14 protein-coding genes are annotated in these 14,792 nt (G+C 71.4%); 9 read left to right on the top strand and 5 right to left on the bottom strand.

Going from position 1 to position 14,792, the window contains the following annotated elements; all coding sequences use genetic code 11:
- The first annotated feature begins 307 nt into the window (after positions 1-307).
- The 4 genes from NVV95_RS02105 to NVV95_RS02090 all read left to right on the top strand — a co-directional run bounded on the left by NVV95_RS02105 (position 308) and on the right by NVV95_RS02090 (position 5,562).
- Positions 308-2,854: a cell wall-binding repeat-containing protein gene (locus tag NVV95_RS02105; protein ID WP_259484882.1), complete on the top strand. Its 2,547-nt coding sequence runs from the start codon at positions 308-310 to the stop codon at positions 2,852-2,854.
- 190 nt (positions 2,855-3,044) lie between these two features.
- Complete coding sequence (locus NVV95_RS02100; RefSeq protein WP_259484881.1) at positions 3,045-3,458, top strand: response regulator transcription factor; 414 nt, start codon at positions 3,045-3,047, stop codon at positions 3,456-3,458.
- Positions 3,455-3,823 (top strand): response regulator, encoded by a 369-nt coding sequence (locus tag NVV95_RS02095; protein ID WP_259484880.1) that lies wholly within the window; start codon positions 3,455-3,457, stop codon positions 3,821-3,823. Before NVV95_RS02100 ends, NVV95_RS02095 begins: the two co-directional genes overlap by 4 nt.
- On the top strand, positions 3,823-5,562 hold the full coding sequence (locus NVV95_RS02090) for a sensor histidine kinase (protein ID WP_259484879.1): 1,740 nt from the start codon (positions 3,823-3,825) through the stop codon (positions 5,560-5,562). Before NVV95_RS02095 ends, NVV95_RS02090 begins: the two co-directional genes overlap by 1 nt.
- On the opposite strand, the gene NVV95_RS02085 is transcribed toward NVV95_RS02090, so the two are convergent.
- Positions 5,537-6,169 (bottom strand): helix-turn-helix domain-containing protein, encoded by a 633-nt coding sequence (locus tag NVV95_RS02085; protein WP_259484878.1) that lies wholly within the window; start codon positions 6,167-6,169, stop codon positions 5,537-5,539. The genes NVV95_RS02090 and NVV95_RS02085 overlap by 26 nt on opposite strands.
- A gap of 55 nt (positions 6,170-6,224) precedes the next feature.
- Here NVV95_RS02085 and NVV95_RS02080 point away from each other — a divergent pair, with 55 nt between their 5' ends.
- Positions 6,225-7,595, top strand: coding sequence for an NtaA/DmoA family FMN-dependent monooxygenase (locus NVV95_RS02080; RefSeq protein ID WP_259484877.1), 1,371 nt, complete (start codon positions 6,225-6,227; stop codon positions 7,593-7,595).
- 10 nt (positions 7,596-7,605) lie between these two features.
- On the opposite strand, the gene NVV95_RS02075 is transcribed toward NVV95_RS02080, so the two are convergent.
- Positions 7,606-8,562, bottom strand: coding sequence for a Dyp-type peroxidase (locus NVV95_RS02075; protein WP_259484876.1), 957 nt, complete (start codon positions 8,560-8,562; stop codon positions 7,606-7,608).
- Positions 8,563-8,661: 99 nt separating this feature from the next.
- On the opposite strand from NVV95_RS02075, the gene NVV95_RS02070 reads away from it, so the two are divergent.
- Complete coding sequence (locus tag NVV95_RS02070) at positions 8,662-9,243, top strand: PadR family transcriptional regulator (RefSeq protein ID WP_259484875.1); 582 nt, start codon at positions 8,662-8,664, stop codon at positions 9,241-9,243.
- On the opposite strand, the gene NVV95_RS02065 is transcribed toward NVV95_RS02070, so the two are convergent.
- Positions 9,244-10,140 (bottom strand): alpha/beta fold hydrolase, encoded by an 897-nt coding sequence (locus NVV95_RS02065; RefSeq protein ID WP_259484874.1) that lies wholly within the window; start codon positions 10,138-10,140, stop codon positions 9,244-9,246.
- A 274-nt stretch (positions 10,141-10,414) separates the two neighbouring features.
- On the opposite strand from NVV95_RS02065, the gene NVV95_RS02060 reads away from it, so the two are divergent.
- A complete protein-coding gene (locus NVV95_RS02060) occupies positions 10,415-11,074 on the top strand; it encodes a Pr6Pr family membrane protein (protein ID WP_259484873.1) in 660 nt (219 codons plus the stop codon).
- On the opposite strand, the gene NVV95_RS02055 is transcribed toward NVV95_RS02060, so the two are convergent.
- Complete coding sequence (locus NVV95_RS02055; protein ID WP_259484872.1) at positions 11,013-12,509, bottom strand: flavin monoamine oxidase family protein; 1,497 nt, start codon at positions 12,507-12,509, stop codon at positions 11,013-11,015. The genes NVV95_RS02060 and NVV95_RS02055 overlap by 62 nt on opposite strands.
- Positions 12,510-12,584: 75 nt before the next feature.
- Between NVV95_RS02055 and NVV95_RS02050 the strand changes: the two genes are divergently transcribed.
- Together NVV95_RS02050 and NVV95_RS02045 are read left to right on the top strand one after the other, a co-directional pair.
- The gene (locus tag NVV95_RS02050) at positions 12,585-13,037 is read left to right on the top strand and encodes a pilus assembly protein CpaE (protein ID WP_259484871.1); all 453 of its coding nucleotides are present in this window, start codon (positions 12,585-12,587) and stop codon (positions 13,035-13,037) included.
- Positions 13,038-13,046: 9 nt separating this feature from the next.
- Positions 13,047-13,877: an aldo/keto reductase gene (locus NVV95_RS02045; protein ID WP_259484870.1), complete on the top strand. Its 831-nt coding sequence runs from the start codon at positions 13,047-13,049 to the stop codon at positions 13,875-13,877.
- Here the strand turns inward: NVV95_RS02045 and NVV95_RS02040 are convergent.
- Positions 13,870-14,700, bottom strand: coding sequence for a DUF1295 domain-containing protein (locus NVV95_RS02040; protein WP_259484869.1), 831 nt, complete (start codon positions 14,698-14,700; stop codon positions 13,870-13,872). The genes NVV95_RS02045 and NVV95_RS02040 overlap by 8 nt on opposite strands.
- Between the last annotated feature and the right edge of the window lie 92 nt (positions 14,701-14,792).

Genomic DNA, 14,792 nt, shown 5'->3' with positions numbered 1-14,792 from the left:
GGCTCGGGTGAGCGTCACCTCGAGTCGAGTGCCCTTCGACGCCCCCCCAACGACGTGGAAACGGCAGCCGTCACGACGTAGGACGATTGTGCTCCCTCGGCGCGTGCCGACGCGAGCGATTTCAGCGCCTGCACAGAACCGGTGCGGGAAACCGCACGCCGAACCGCAATCCCGCGGTGCGGAAAAGGTGCGTGAGCCGGGCTCTCCGCCGCTGTTACGGTCGCCCCTGGGACGCCGTCCGCGTTCCGCCGTCGTCGCCGCCGTCCGGGGGCAGGGCGCCGGCTCCGGCAGCAACAGGGGGTCGAAGATGACCGAGTCCACAGTCCATTCCCGGCGGGTCACCGCCGGGCTGCTCTCCATCGCCGTGACCGCGGCGGCGCTCGTCGGGTTCGCCGTGGTCGCACCGGCGGCCCCGGCCCAGGCGGCCGGGAACACCGTCGTCTCGTTGACGTTCGACGACGGCAACGCCGATCAGCTGGCGGCCGCGGCCACGATGAACGCGAAGGGGCTGAAGGGCACCTTCTACATCATCTCGGGCTACGTCGACCAGCCGAACTACCTGACCCGCTCCCAGGTCGCGACCATCGCGGGCTCAGGCAACGAGATCGGCGGGCACACGGTGCACCACCAAGACCTCACGAAGTTGTCGAGCGACGACGTGAAGCGCGAGGTCTGCAACGACCGCGTGAACCTGACCGACTGGGGCTACTCGGTGACGAGCTTCGCCTACCCGTTCGCCGCGGTCGACCCGGCGGTCGAGCAGATCGTCGCCGACTGCGGCTACAACTCCGCCCGCGGCCTCGGCGACCTCAAGACCGGCCCGGGCACCCCCTGCGCGGACTGCGCGGTCTCCGAGTCCATCCCGCCCGCCGACCCGATGCTCACCGCGGCCGCCGATCAGGTCGACAGCACCTGGGACCTCGCGCGACTGCAGGACACGGTGACCCGGGCCGACGCCACGGGCGGCTGGGTGCAGCTGACGTTCCACCACATCTGCGCCTCGACCTGTGACACCTCCCCGGCCAACGCGACCATCAGCGCCGCCCTGTTCGACGAGTTCACCACCTGGCTCGCCGCGTGGCAGTCGAACGGCAACGGCACCGTCAAGACCGTGCAGGACACGGTGGGCGGCGCGGCCAAACCGGTCGTCGCCGGGCCGCCGCTCGCCCCGGCCCCTGGCCCGGGCGAGAACGGTGTCACGAACCCGAGCCTCGAGACGCCCGGCGCCACGGCGAACATCCCGCAGTGCTGGTGGGGATCGAGCTTCGGCAGCAACACACCCGTGTTCAGCACGGTCACCCCCGGGCGCACGGGCGCGACGGCCGAGAAGGTCACCGTCACGAACTACGTCGACGGCGATGCCAAGCTGCTGGCGCTGTTCGACGAATCCGGATGCTCGCCCACCGTCACCCCGGGCGCGACGTACTCCCTCCGTGCCTTCTACCAGTCGACCGCGAACACCCAGTTCGCCGTCTACACCCGCGACACCCTGGGCGTCTGGCGGTACTGGACGTCGAGCCCCCTGTTCACGCCGGCGACCATCTACACCGAGGCGAACTTCACCACCCCGGCCATCCCCGCCGGCGTCACGGGCATCAGCTTCGGCCTGAACCTCACCTCCAACGGCGAGCTGATCACCGACGACTACGCCCTCTACGACAGCAACGGGGCACCGCTCCTGGCGATCAGCCCCGTGCTGCCGACAGTTACGGGCACGGCCCAGGTGGGTGCGGTGCTCACCGCCACCGTCGATCCGTGGGCTCCCGCCCCGGTGACGCTCGGTTACCAGTGGAACCGTGGCGGCGCACCGATCGCGGGCGCCACCGGCCTCAGCTACGTGCCCACCACCGCCGACGTCGGAGCGACCCTGACGATCTCGGTCTCGGGCACAAAGCCGGGCTACGAACCACTGACCGTGTCCTCCGCCGCCACCGCCGCGGTGCAGCCGGCCGACGCGAGGACCGTGCGCTACGCGGGCGGCGACCGCTTCGCGACGTCGGCCGCGGTCTCGGCCGGGGTGTTCCAGCCCGGGGTGCCGGCGGCCTACGTCGCCTCGGGGGAGACCTTCGCCGACGCGCTGTCGGCGGGCCCGGCCGCCGGGTCCCAGGGCGGTCCGGTGCTGCTCGTGACGAGGAACGCCGTGCCGACGGTGATCTTCGCCGAGCTCGCGCGGCTGAAGCCCGCGAAGATCGTGGTGCTCGGCGGCACGGCCGCCATCGCGGACAGCGTGGTCGCCACCCTCAAGGCGACCGCGCCGACGACCCGCATCGCCGGCGCCGACCGGTACGCGGTGTCGGCCGCGGTGTCCAAGGCGGTCTTCGCCCCGAATGCTCCGGTGGTCTACGTGGCCTCCGGCGCCAACTACCCCGACGCCCTGTCGGGTGGGGCGGCGGCCGGGCTGAAGAAGGCGCCGCTGCTGCTGGTGACACCGACCTCGGTGCCGGCGGCGGTCAAGGCCGAGCTGCAGCGCCTGAAGCCGGCGAAGATCGTGATGCTCGGTGGCACCGTGTCGCTGTCGGCGTCGGTCGAGAACGCCCTGAAGGCGATCGCACCGACGACCCGTGTCGCCGGCGCCGACCGGTTCGTGGTGTCGGCGGCGGTGTCGGCGTCGACCTTCACCCCGGGTGTGCCCGTCGTCTACCTCGTCTCGGGGGAGAACTTCCCCGACGCCCTGTCGGGCGCGGCCGCGGCGACGAAGCAGGGCGGCCCGGTTCTGCTCGTCACCCGCGACGCCATCCCGGCCGCCGTGAAGGCCGAGCTCGACCGGCTGAATCCTGGGAAGATAGTCATCGTCGGCGGCACCCAAGCGGTGTCGGCGGCGGTGGCAACGGCCGCGGGGTCGTACGTGTCCTGACACGAACGACTCGCGCGACGCGGCCGGCCGGCGGTCATCCCTGCGGGGGTGCCGCCGGCATCCGCGTGTCGGGAGCGATGCCGCCCGGCGCCGTTTGGACCGGGGAGCCCCCGCGTGACAGGATGCTGGTAGCGCTCTCAGCCCGCGTCCACGCCGGATCCAGGAGACCCGGGCGCGAGAGGACCTCGCCGTGACCACCAGCGCTGCCCCGGTCACCGGACGGATCGCTCTCGTGGTCGACGACTCGGTCGATCAGGGTGATCTCCTGCGACTGCACCTCGAGCGACTGGGCTACGAGGTCGCCCTGGTGGGCACGGCCGAGGCGGCCATCGAGTCGTACCGCCGGCTCGAGCCCGCGGTCGCGATCATCGATCTGATGCTGCCCGGCATCGACGGCTGGCAGCTCGTGCGCACGATGAAGCAGGAGGTGCCCGAGTGCGTGCTGATCGTCACCTCGGTGCTGGGCCTCGAGGACTTCCCGATCGTCGACGGCGTGCTGCCGAAGCCGTTCACGGCCGCCGACGTGGCCGCGACCCTCGCTCTGCTCTTCCCGGCCGCGCCCGCGGCCGATGACGCCGACCACGATGGGGGACTGGGACGATGAGGGTACTGATTGCCGACGACGACGCCGATCTGCGGGATCTCGTCGCCATAGCCGTCGAGAAGGCCGGCTACGAGGTCGCCGCCGCCGTCGGCGACGGGCTGTCCGCGTGGGAGGCGCTGAAGGCCGACGAGATCGACCTTGCCGTGCTCGACATCTCGATGCCCGGCCTCACCGGCCTCGAACTCGTGCAGCGCATCCGGGCCGACGACGAGCTGCGCGAACAGCACGTGCTGATCATCACCGCCAACGCGCAGCCGAGCATCGCCGAGGCGGTGCACCTCGCCGGCGCCAACGGGCTGATCACGAAGCCCTTCCAGGTGCGCGAGCTCGTCGAGTTCATGCGCGGCGTCGCCGACCGGGTCTGATGGAACGCCAGAGGAAAGCGGCCACCGTGCGGGTGGCCGCCGCTTCGCGTCGCCACCGGGGAGGATCGTTCGGCTCGTGGTCGCCGCTGCTCAAGCAGGTGGCCGCGCTCGTCGGCTTCGTGCTCGCCAACCTGGTGCTGCTCTCGCCCGTCGTGGTCGAGGTCGTGCCCGCCCTGGTGATCGCCGCCGACGCCCTCGTGCTGGCGGCCGCCGCCTTCGCGTTCGTGCTGCCCCGGTCGACGCTGAACCCGGCGTGGGAGCTCGCCGTCCCCGTCGTGACCTTCGCCGCCGTCGCGCTGCTGCGCGTCGGCACGGGAGGTCAGGCGTCGCCCTTCGCCGCGCTGATGGTCATCCCGCTGGTCTGGATCGCGTCGGAACCGGGCGTGCGCTCGGTGGTCATCGCCGCCGTGGGTGTCGTCGTGACCATCTGCCTGCCCTTCTTCGTCGGTGTCTCCGCGGTCACCAGTCCGGCCGACGCCGTGCGCCTCGTCTTCACCCCGATGGCCTTCACCATCGCGGCGGTGCTGATCAACCAGATCGCCCGGGTGGTGAACCGGCGGGTGCAGCAGCTCGAGGAGCTGAACGCCGAGCGCGACCGCCTGGTGGAGACCCTCGAGCGGGCCAACCGGGCCGCCCGCAAGCGCGAGCTGCAGGCGATCAACGCCAACGCGCTGCTCGACGGGGTCTGGAACGACATCACCGGCCACGCCATCATCGGCACCGACCGCTCCGGTCTCGTGACCGTCTGGAACCCCGGCGCGGCGTCGCTGCTCGGCTACACCGCCGAGGAGGCCATCGCCCGGCTGAACATCACCGAGCTGCACCGCCGCGACGAGCTGCGCGACTTCGCCGGTCTGGTCGGAACCGCCCGGTCGGGTCTCCGCGACGTGCGCGACTGGACCTACTCCCGGAAGGACGGGACCGTCTTCCCGGCCCAGGTGTCGATCGCCGAGCGACTCGATGAGGAGGGGGAGCCGGCGGGATTCGTCTTCGTCGCGACCGACGAGACCGACGCCAAGGAGATCGAGCGCCTGAAAGACGAGTTCGCCGGGCTGATCTCGCACGAGCTGCGCACCCCGCTCAGCTCGATCCTCGGCTACGTCGAACTGCTCCGCTCCGACGACGACGAACCTCTCACGCGGCAGCAGGACAAGTACCTCGGCGTGGTCGAGCGCAACGCCCGTCGGCTGCTCCAGCTCGTCGGCGACCTGCTCTTCACGGCGCAGGTCGACTCCGGCGGCTTCCGCGTGCGGCCCGTGCCGACCGACCTGCCCACCGTGCTGCGCGCCGCGCTCGAGAGCGCGCGGCCGGTCGCCGAGTCCGCCGGGGTCGAGCTGCGCTCCGACGTCGGCGAGGGCGAGCTCCGGCTCGGGGTCGATCCGGTGCGGCTCGGCCAGGCCGTCGACAACATCCTCTCCAACGCGGTGAAGTTCACGCCCCGCGGAGGGTCGGTCACCGTCGGGCTCGAGAGCGCGCCCGACGAGGTGCGCATCGTGGTGGCCGACACCGGCTACGGCATCGCCGAGCACGAGCTGCACCGTCTGTCGGAGCGGTTCTTCCGCGCGGGCACCGCCACGAAGAACGCGGTGCAGGGGGTGGGGCTCGGCCTCACGATCACCAAGGCCATCGTCACCGCGCACGGCGGTCGCATCGACATCTCGAGCGTGCTGGGCGAGGGCACCTCGATCGCCATCGCCCTGCCACGTGCGAGCATCAGTGGGAGTGCCGCCCGGAGGTGACGCTCACGGCCCGGAACCCCTCCGGCCCGCTCGGGCGCCAGCGATGCCGCACGCCGGCGCCGAGGGAGAGGGTGTCTCCGGCGGCGAGCCGGTGCACCGTGCCGTCGCCGAGCTCCACCTCGAGCACCCCGCCGAGGAGATAGAGGAACTCGTCCTCGTCGTGGTCAGCGAACTCCGCGTAGTGCGGGTCGCCCCCGATGTCCGCCGCGGGCTCACCCGCGAGCTCGGTCGCGAACAGCCCGCCCGGCAGCTGCGCGAGCTGCCACACGGTGAGCTCTCCCGGGCGGCCGGCGGATGCGCGGCCCTCCGGCTCGGCGTGCACCACGTCGACACCCGCCGCCGTGATGCGGCTCGCGGCGGGGCGCGCCAGGAGCGACCCCGAGGGAACACCCAGCGCCTCGGCGAACCGGGCCAGCGTGGCGAGGCCCGGGCGCGCGTGGCCCCGCTCGAGCAGGCTCAGGAAGGGCTGGGACACCCCGGTCGCCTCCGCGAGGCGCACCATCGTCAAGCCGGCGTCCTTCCGCAGGCCGCGGATGCGCGCACCCATGGCGACCGCGTCGTCGTCGAGCGGCCGCGTCGATCGTGCCGCCTCACGCTCGCTGTTCATGTGATCGAAACCTCCGGTAACACCACCGCAAAATATATATGGCATAAATATAGCCATGCAGCCCCTTCTTCTCGGCATCTTCCAGTACATCGGCCCCAATGGCACCGTCGGGTCGTCGTGGCAGCACCCCGACGACACCTCGGCGGAGTTCACGACGCTCTCGCACTGGACGTCGCTGGCCCGGAAGTTCGAGGACGCGGGACTCGACTTCCTCTTCCTGGCGGACAGCTATGGCTTCCCGGCCCTCGACGGCCGGCTGATCCCGGCGTCGGTGCGGGAGGGCCGGGGCATCCCGCACGGCGACCCGATGCCGCTCGTCTCGGCCCTCGCCGCCGTGACGGAGAAGCTGGGCTTCATCCTGACCACCTCGACCACCGTCGAGCCGCCGGCGGCGAACGCCCGCCGCTTCGCGACCCTCGACCACTTCACCGACGGGCGGATCGGCTGGAACATCGTCACCGGCTCCTCGGGCGGGACGGCGGCCGCCCTGATGGGCAAGGAGCTCATCCGGCACGACCTGCGCTACGACATGGCCGACGACTACGTCGACGTCAGCCTCACCCTCTGGGAGGGCTCATGGGAGGACGACGCCCTCGTGCTCGACCGCGAGGCGGGTGTCTACGCCGACCCCGACAAGGTGCACCTCGTGCACCACGAGGGTCCGTACTTCCGCACCGACGGCATCCTGAACCTGCCGCCGTCGCCGCAGCGCACCCCGTTGCTCGTGCAGGCGGGAGCCTCGGGGCGCGGGCGCGAGTTCGCCGGCCGGAACGCCGAGGCCGTGTTCGTCGGCGGGGGAGAGCCCACCGTCGTGGCCGCGAACGTGCGGGGCATCCGCGAGAGCGCCGTCGCAGCGGGCCGACCGGCCGACTCCGTCAAGATCCTCGTCGGCGCCCTGTTGATCACGGCGCCCACCGCCGAGGAGGCCTGGGCCAAGCACGCGGAGATGCTGGCGATGTCGACCGACGAAGGTGCGGCAGCCATCTACGCCGGCAACACCGGCATCGACCTGCTCGCCCTGGATCCCGACAAGCCGATCAGCCAGACCCGCACCGAGATGGGTCAGTCGAACCTCGAACGCTACCTGGGCCGCGACGGCCAGGCCGCGCCGCTCGTGCGCGACGTCCTCGAGAACTTCCGCCGCACGGGCATCAACGGGAGCGTCTTCGTCGGGAGTCCCGACGACGTCGCCGACCGGATCGAGGAGTTCGTGGCCGCCACCGGGGTCGACGGCTTCCTGATCCAGCCGCACCTGACCCCTCAGACCTACGACGATCTGATCGAGCTGCTGCTGCCCGTCCTCCGGGAGCGCGGACTCGCCTCGGCCGAGTACTCGGGAGACACGCTGCGGGAGCGCTTCTTCCCCGAGGGCGGCCCGCACCTGCCGGAGACCCACCGGGGGCACGCCTTCCGCGTGGGGCGCTGACCCGGCCCGGCTACGGGGCGAGGCCCTCGAGCACGTCGTTCGAGGGCACGAAGAAGGTCGTGCCGGTGACGGGTGTCGAGACGTCGAGGATGCGGTCGTACGACCCGACCGGGTCGCCGACGAACATCTGCCTGAGCATCTGCTCGATCACCCAGAGCTCCCGCGCGTAGCCGATGAAGTAGGTGCCGAACTCCCCCGCGCCCGGCCGCCCGAAGGGCATGTTGTCGCGCAGGATGTCGTGCTCGATGCCGTTCGCGTCGACGACGGTGGCGAGGCCCTTGTGCGACTTGCGCGCCCCCGGCTCGTCCTCGAGCTCGACGTTGTCGAACTTCGTCCGGCCGATGATCTTCTCCTGCAGCTCGACCGGGAGGGTGTTCCAGGCGCCGAGGTCGTGCAGGTACTTCTGCACCACGACGTAGCTGCCGCCGGCGAAGGCCTGGTCCTCCTCGCCCACGATCGACCAGTGCGCCATTCCGGCCCCGGTGGGGTTCTCGGTGCCGTCGACGAAGCCGAGCAGGTCGCGCGAGTCGAAGTAGCGGAAGCCGGTGGTCTCGTCGACGACGGTGACCGCCTCCCCGAGCTTGCCGAGCAGCAGTCGCTCCAGCTCGAAGGCGAGGTCGGCGCGCTCGCTCCGGATGTGGAAGAGCAGGTCGCCCGGGGTGGAGGGCGCCGTGTGCACCGGGCCGCGCACCTCGAAGAAGCGGCGCAGCTGGGCGGGGCGGGCATCCTGCTCGAATCGGTCCCAGGCGTCGGACCCGATGCCGACGTTGCACGACAGGTGCCCGTTGAGGTCGCGGAAGCCCACCGCCCGCACGAGCCCGCCGATGTCGGAGATGACATCGCGCACCTGCTCGGCCGCCTCGTCGCCCTCAGCGATCGTCACCACCAAGAAGACGGCTGCCGTCGACAGCGGCGCGTCGACACTCTGGGGCTGGATGGGGGTGCGGTCCCACGCTTCATCGTGCATGCGGAAATCCTATTGGCTTGACAGACGATTATTACCGATATATCGTAAAGCTATCGCGAAACGGTCGCGACATTCAATCAATACGAAAGGCGGATGCTCATGCGACGCATTCATCACACCCCATCCTTCGAGCGCTCTCCCCACGGGCACGGCCCCGGCAGCGGTTTCGGCCCGGGCTTCGGCCCCGGTGGCTTCGGCGGCGGTTTCGGCCCCGGCTTCGGACCTCGCGGCGGGCGCGGCGGGCGGGCCCAGCGCGGAGACGTGCGGGCGGCCATCCTGTCGCTGCTCTCGGAGGCCCCCTCCAACGGCTACGGCCTGATCAAGGCCATCGCCGAGAAGACCGGGGGAGTCTGGCGCCCGAGCCCGGGCTCCATCTACCCCACGCTGCAGCAGCTGGTCGACGAGGAGCTGATCGTCTCCACGGGAGACGGCCGGCGCACCGAGTTCCAGCTGAGCGACACGGGCAAGGCCTACGTGGCCGAGCACCAGGACGAGCTGGAGCGCGCCTGGCAGGCCACGGCCGGCCAGTCGCCCGCCGACCAGGAGTTCCAGGCCAGCGCCGCGAAGCTCCTCGGCGTGCTGCACCAGTTCCGCACGGCGGCCACCGACGAGCAGCGCGCTCAGGCCGTCGACAAGATCGACGAGGCGCGCCGCGCCCTCTACCTCATCCTGGCCGAGTGATCAGCCGAGCCGGTCGAGCACGGCGAACGGCGCCTCGAGGTGCGCGAAGTGCCCGGCCGTCGGCAGCACCGACAGCGTCGAGCCCGGCAGCAGACGGGCCAGACGCCCGTCGTCGGCCTCGGCCGAGAACGCGTCACGGCTCCCTCGCACGACCCGCACCGGTGCGGTGATGTCCATCCACCGGTCCGGGTCGTAGCGAGCCGCCAGTCGCGCCGCGATCGAGAACGCCTGCGGCCGCACCTCGCGCGACAGCGCCGACGCGACACCGGGCGGGATGTCGGCCGGGCGGGCGAACAGCGGAGCGACGACGGGGCGCAGCACATGCATCCGGTCGAGGGCCCGCAGCAGCACCGAGGCCGCGGCGCCGCCCCGCGAGAACGCCCCCATCGCCGCGCGGAGGCCGACGAAGGCCGGCTCGCGGCGGAGAGAGCGCACCGGGTGCCTGGCCGCTTCGAGCACCGACGGACCGGTCGGCGAGACGACGACGACCGACTCGGTGCGCGCCGGTTCACTCGCCGCCAGGTGCAGGGCGATCAGTCCGCCCATCGAGTGGCCCATCAGCGTCCAGGAGCGATGGCCGAGAGCCGCGACGGCATCGCGCACCGCGCCGGCGTAGGCGTCGATGCTCAGCGCCGTACGCCCGTTCGACAGCGGTCGGTCGGGCAGCGGCGACTCGCCCCAGCCCGGCAGGTCGAGCACGACGACGTTCGCGAGGGGGCGTCCCTCCGAGGCCGCCGCCAGGAGCAGCGGCGTCCAGGTCGTCCAGCTGCCCGCCGCTCCGTGCAGCAGCACGAGGGCCGGCCCGTCGTCACGACGGTCACCGACGTGCAGCACGACGGGCCCCACCCGGGTGCGCACGGCCTGACGGCGCAGGCCCACCCGCGCGGGGTCGCGCACCAGTTCGAAGGGGGCGTAGAGCGCGCGCAGGCGAGACGACTCTCGGCCGCCGTGCGGTCGCTGGTCGTCGGATTCGTGTCGGGTCGTGCCGGAGCGCCGGGACGGTCTGTCCGTGTCAGCAGGGTTCTGATCGGGTCGTGCGGGCTCAGCGGCGTCTCGGGAGGAAGCCACGTCTGTCGTTCGGAGCGGGTGCGCGGCGCGGATTGGCGGAGCGACTAGCGTAGATGCACGACCGGCCGGAGGCCCCGGCATCCTTCCGACGATCGGAGCCCGCGTGCGACGTGCTGCCGCTGTCGTCCGACTCGCGGTGGCGGTCGTCGCGGTGGTGGCCCTGGTCTTCGACGTCGAGTACACGCTCGGCTTCAGCACCTTCTCGACGGTCAACTACTTCCTCTACTTCACGTTCCAGAGCAACGCCGTGAACGTGCTCGTGCTGGCCGCCTCGGGGATCGCGATGCTGCGCCCGTCGCGGGAGCGGGTCTCGGCCTGGGCCGCCGGCATCCGCGGGATCGTCACCACCTACGTCATCGTCTCGGGCATCGTGTTCGGCACCATCGTCACCCAGGCCTCCAGTCACCAGTACCGCATCGAGGTGCCGCTCTCGAGCCAGGTGCTGCACTTCTTCATCCCCGCCTACCTCGTCCTCGACTGGATCGTGGGCATCGGCCGCCCGCGGCTGCCCTGGCGCACGGTGCCGATCTCGCTCGGGTTCCCGATCGTCTGGGGCGTCTTCACGCTCGTTCGCGGGTCGATCGAGGGCTGGTACCCGTACTTCTTCCTCGACCCGGGCCAGGTCACGCCGGCCGAGTTCGTGTTCTACTCGGGGATCGCGCTCGCGCTGTTCGCCGGCATCACCGCGCTGCTCGCCTGGATCAGCCGGCTGCCGCCGGCGTCGGAGTGGCGGTCGCGGTGGAGACGGCGTCGGCGTCGATGAACGGCACGAGGGTGGCGAGGGCCGCCTCCACGAACTCGGCGTCGCCGAGGGCCGCCGCCACGGGCACGTCGTCGGCCGCGGTCAGCCCCACCAGGATGGCCTGACCCGTCGAGGGCAGCAGGTTGATCCATTCGGCCACCACGGCGGTGTCGTCGATCACCGACAGCACCGTGGCGTCGGTCGACCAGAACGGCTCGTCGAAGCGCAGCCAGAGCTGCTCCAGCTCGCCCATCCCGAGGGCGTCGACGGCGTCGAGCGTCGCCTGCGGCAGAGCGGGCGCGAACTCGATCGCCCCCGTCTTCAGCACCCCGAGCGGAACGGTCACGATCACGCGGTCGACGTTCAGCGACTCGCCACGGCCGAGCCTCAGGCTCACGCCGTCGTCGTCGTAACCGATGCGGATGACCGTGCTGGAGAGCACCACGTCGAGGTCGTCGAGGGCGTCCTGCACGATCCGGTCGAGCCCGCCCACGACGAGGCTGGGCGCGTCGGGCGCGTCGGGCGCGTCGGACCCGTCGGTGCCCGCGTCGACGTCGGCCGGCTCGGCGACCCCGTACGAGGCCGAGAGCTCGAAGGCGCTGGCACCGCCGCGCGTGGCCACGGCGGTGTCGAGGTAGTGCGCGAGCCGGTCGGCGGGGGAGATGCCGTCGGCGTCGGGGTCGGCCGACACCGCCTCGGCGCCCGAGGCCGACAGCGCCGAGGCGAGCGAGACGTCGGCCGCCTGGGCGCGGGCCCACGCCACGGCGGCGGCCACCGCATCCGGCCCCACCGTGCTCGGCGGGTCGACCTCGCCCGAGCCGGTGCGCACCTCGGAGTCGCTCGAGAGGCTCAGCGTGTCGACACCCGAGGCGAGCAGCGCCTCGTCGAGCGCCGGACCCGACACGGTGGGGGAGCCGAGCTCGACCGGGAACGGCCATCCGCTCTCGTCGCGGGTGAGGATGCGCCCGCCCACCCGGTCGCGCCCTTCGAGCACCACGACCTCGAAGCCGGCGTCGGCCAGCGCCCGGGCGGCGGTCGCGCCGGCGAGCCCGGCGCCGATCACGGCGATCCGCTCCCCGTCGTCGGCGATCGCCCGCACCCGTTCGGCCGCCGAGGCGCCCGACTCGAGGGCGCCCTGCAGGGTTCCCGGATGCTCGGCCGCGACCGCCTCGCCGGCGAACACGACCCGCCCGCCGACCGTCTCGCGGAGCGTCGCCCGGTCGCCGGGGCCGCCCCCCACCGGCGTGCTGCTGAAGGAGCCGAGCGAGAACGGGTCGGTCGACCAGGAGCTGCGGAGGAAGGCGGCCGGTCGGGGGACGGGGGAGAGCGGGGTCTCGGTCGGCAGCGCGGTCGGCGTCGGGGTCGGCCGGGGCGCATCGGGCGTGCAGGCCGAGAGCGCGGCCAGCGACAGGGCCGACACGGCCCCTGCGAGGAAGGTTCGTCGCTCGATTGCCAATTCTGCGGTGCCGTTTCTGCCTCGGTGAACCAGTGCGGTCACCTCAACGTTAGCCGACGCTGTAATGATGGGGACATGATCTCCATCGAGCTCGCCCGGGCGCTCCGCACCGCCGGGCTGCGCTGGCATCCCCGCTCGGGCGACGGGTTCGTCATCGAGACGGCCGAGGCGGGCGGCGAGGTGTTCACGGTCAGCGAGATGACCGTCGAGGTGCACGAGCATCCGGGCGGCAGCCTGATCGGCTTCAACGGCACCACCGAGTGGGCCCTCGACTCCGTCGACCTCGGCGACACGCTCTGGCTGCCCCGCGAGGACCAGCTGCGGGAACTGCTGCGCGACGGCTTCGTGTCGCTCGGCACCGAGCGGGTCGACGGGGAGACCCTCTACCTCGTCACCGCCGTCATCCGCGGCGACGAGCGGCGCTACGAGGCGCTGAGCGCCGCCGACGCGTACGGCGAAGCCGTTCTCGACCTGATCGTCCGCTCGCTGGTCGCCGACGACGAGGCGGGTGTCGGCGGGGAGTCATAGGGTGAGGGGATGACGGAGAACACAGTCCCCACAGTCACCCTGAACAACGGAACGACCATCCCGCAGCTCGGCTTCGGTGTCTTCAAGGTCGATCCCGACAAGACCAACCGGGTCGTGCTCGACGCGCTCGACGTCGGCTACCGCCACCTCGACACGGCCCGCATCTACCACAACGAAGAGGGCGTCGGCCACGCCGTCCGCGAGTCGGGCGTCGCCCGCGACGAGCTGTTCATCACCACCAAGCTCTGGAACGACGACCAGACCCGGCCGGCCGAGGCCTTCGACAAGAGCCTCGCCCGCCTCGGCATGGACTACGTCGACCTCTACCTCATCCACTGGCCCACCCCCGAGCGCGACACCTACGTCGACGCCTGGCGCGGGCTGATCGAGATCGCCGAGTCGGGCCGGGCCAAGGCCATCGGTGTGTCGAACTTCACCATCGACCACCTCGAGCGGCTGATCGCCGAGACCGGCGTCGTGCCGGCGGTGAACCAGGTCGAGCTGCACGTCGACTTCCAGCAGGCCGAGCTGCGCGCCTTCGCCGCCGAGCAGGGCATCGCCATCGAGGCCTGGGGCCCGCTCGGCCAGGGCAAGATCAACGAGTCGCCCGAGCTCGCCGCGATCGCCGAGGCGCACGGCAAATCGGTGCCGCAGACGATCATCCGCTGGCACCTCGACGTCGGCAACATCGTCATCCCGAAGAGCAACGACAAGGGTCGCATGGCTCAGAACTTCGACGTCGTCGACTTCGAGCTCTCGGCCGCCGAGATCGCCACCATCGCCACGCTCGACCGCGGCGAAGACGGCCGCAACGGCACGAACCCGCTCGAGTTCAATTAGTCGGCTCGGCCTTCACGACATCGGCGCTCGTCCTCCTGGGGAACCAGGGGACGAGCGCCGACGTCGTCCGTCGGTACTCCTCGTAGTCGGGGTACTTGCCGCGCGAGATGCTCTCCGTGAACACCGTCGAGCCGATGAAGACGACCGTCAGCAGCAGCGGACCGAGCGCCGAGAACTGCAGCACCGTCCCGGCCGCCACCGCGCCGACGCCGAAGAACAGGTACCACTGGGTGAGCTCGAAGAAGTAGTTCGGGTGGCGGCTCAGGCGGAACAGCCCCCGGGTCAGGAACGGCTGCCCGTCGGTCGCGGCACCGGAGTGCTTCCGCAGGTGGAACCGCCACTGCTGCCCGTCGGCGATCGTCTCGCCCACCAGGGCGGCGACGAACAATACGAGCAGCACGACGTCCAGCAGCCCGAACGGGGTCGCGCGGTGCTGGTAGGCGAAGTACGCCGGCATCGCGATGAGCCACAGCACGAGATTCTGGAAGCCCGCGATGAACAGCAGGTCGAACACCTGGAAGGCCGGGCCGGGCATCCGCTTCTTCAGGATGCCCCAGCGGTAGTCCTGGCCACCTCGGCCGTAGCCGCCCTTGCGGGCGAAATTGAACGTCAGGCGCGCTCCCCAGAGCGTGACGACCGACGCCATCAGCATCAGACGGAGGTCGGTGAAGCCGGTCGCCCCCGCGAAGATCCAGACGTAGAGCACCGGCAGGATCGACCAGATGCGGTCGACCCAGGAGTACTCGCGGGTGATCAGCGAGAGCACCCACGTGATCAGCACGCTCGCGATCAGCACCCAGACCGACGCCACCAAGGGGATCATGCTCGAATAGTAGGGCACCGGCGCTCACCCCCTCGGCAGATTCGCGGGTTCTGCACCCCTCCCCATCGACTACGCTGGTCGGAGCAAGGAGG

Source organism: Herbiconiux gentiana, assembly GCF_024978135.1.
GTDB lineage: Bacteria > Actinomycetota > Actinomycetes > Actinomycetales > Microbacteriaceae > Herbiconiux > Herbiconiux gentiana.
Note: the sequence above shows the minus strand (reverse complement) of the source record. Positions and strands in the feature narration are given on the sequence as shown.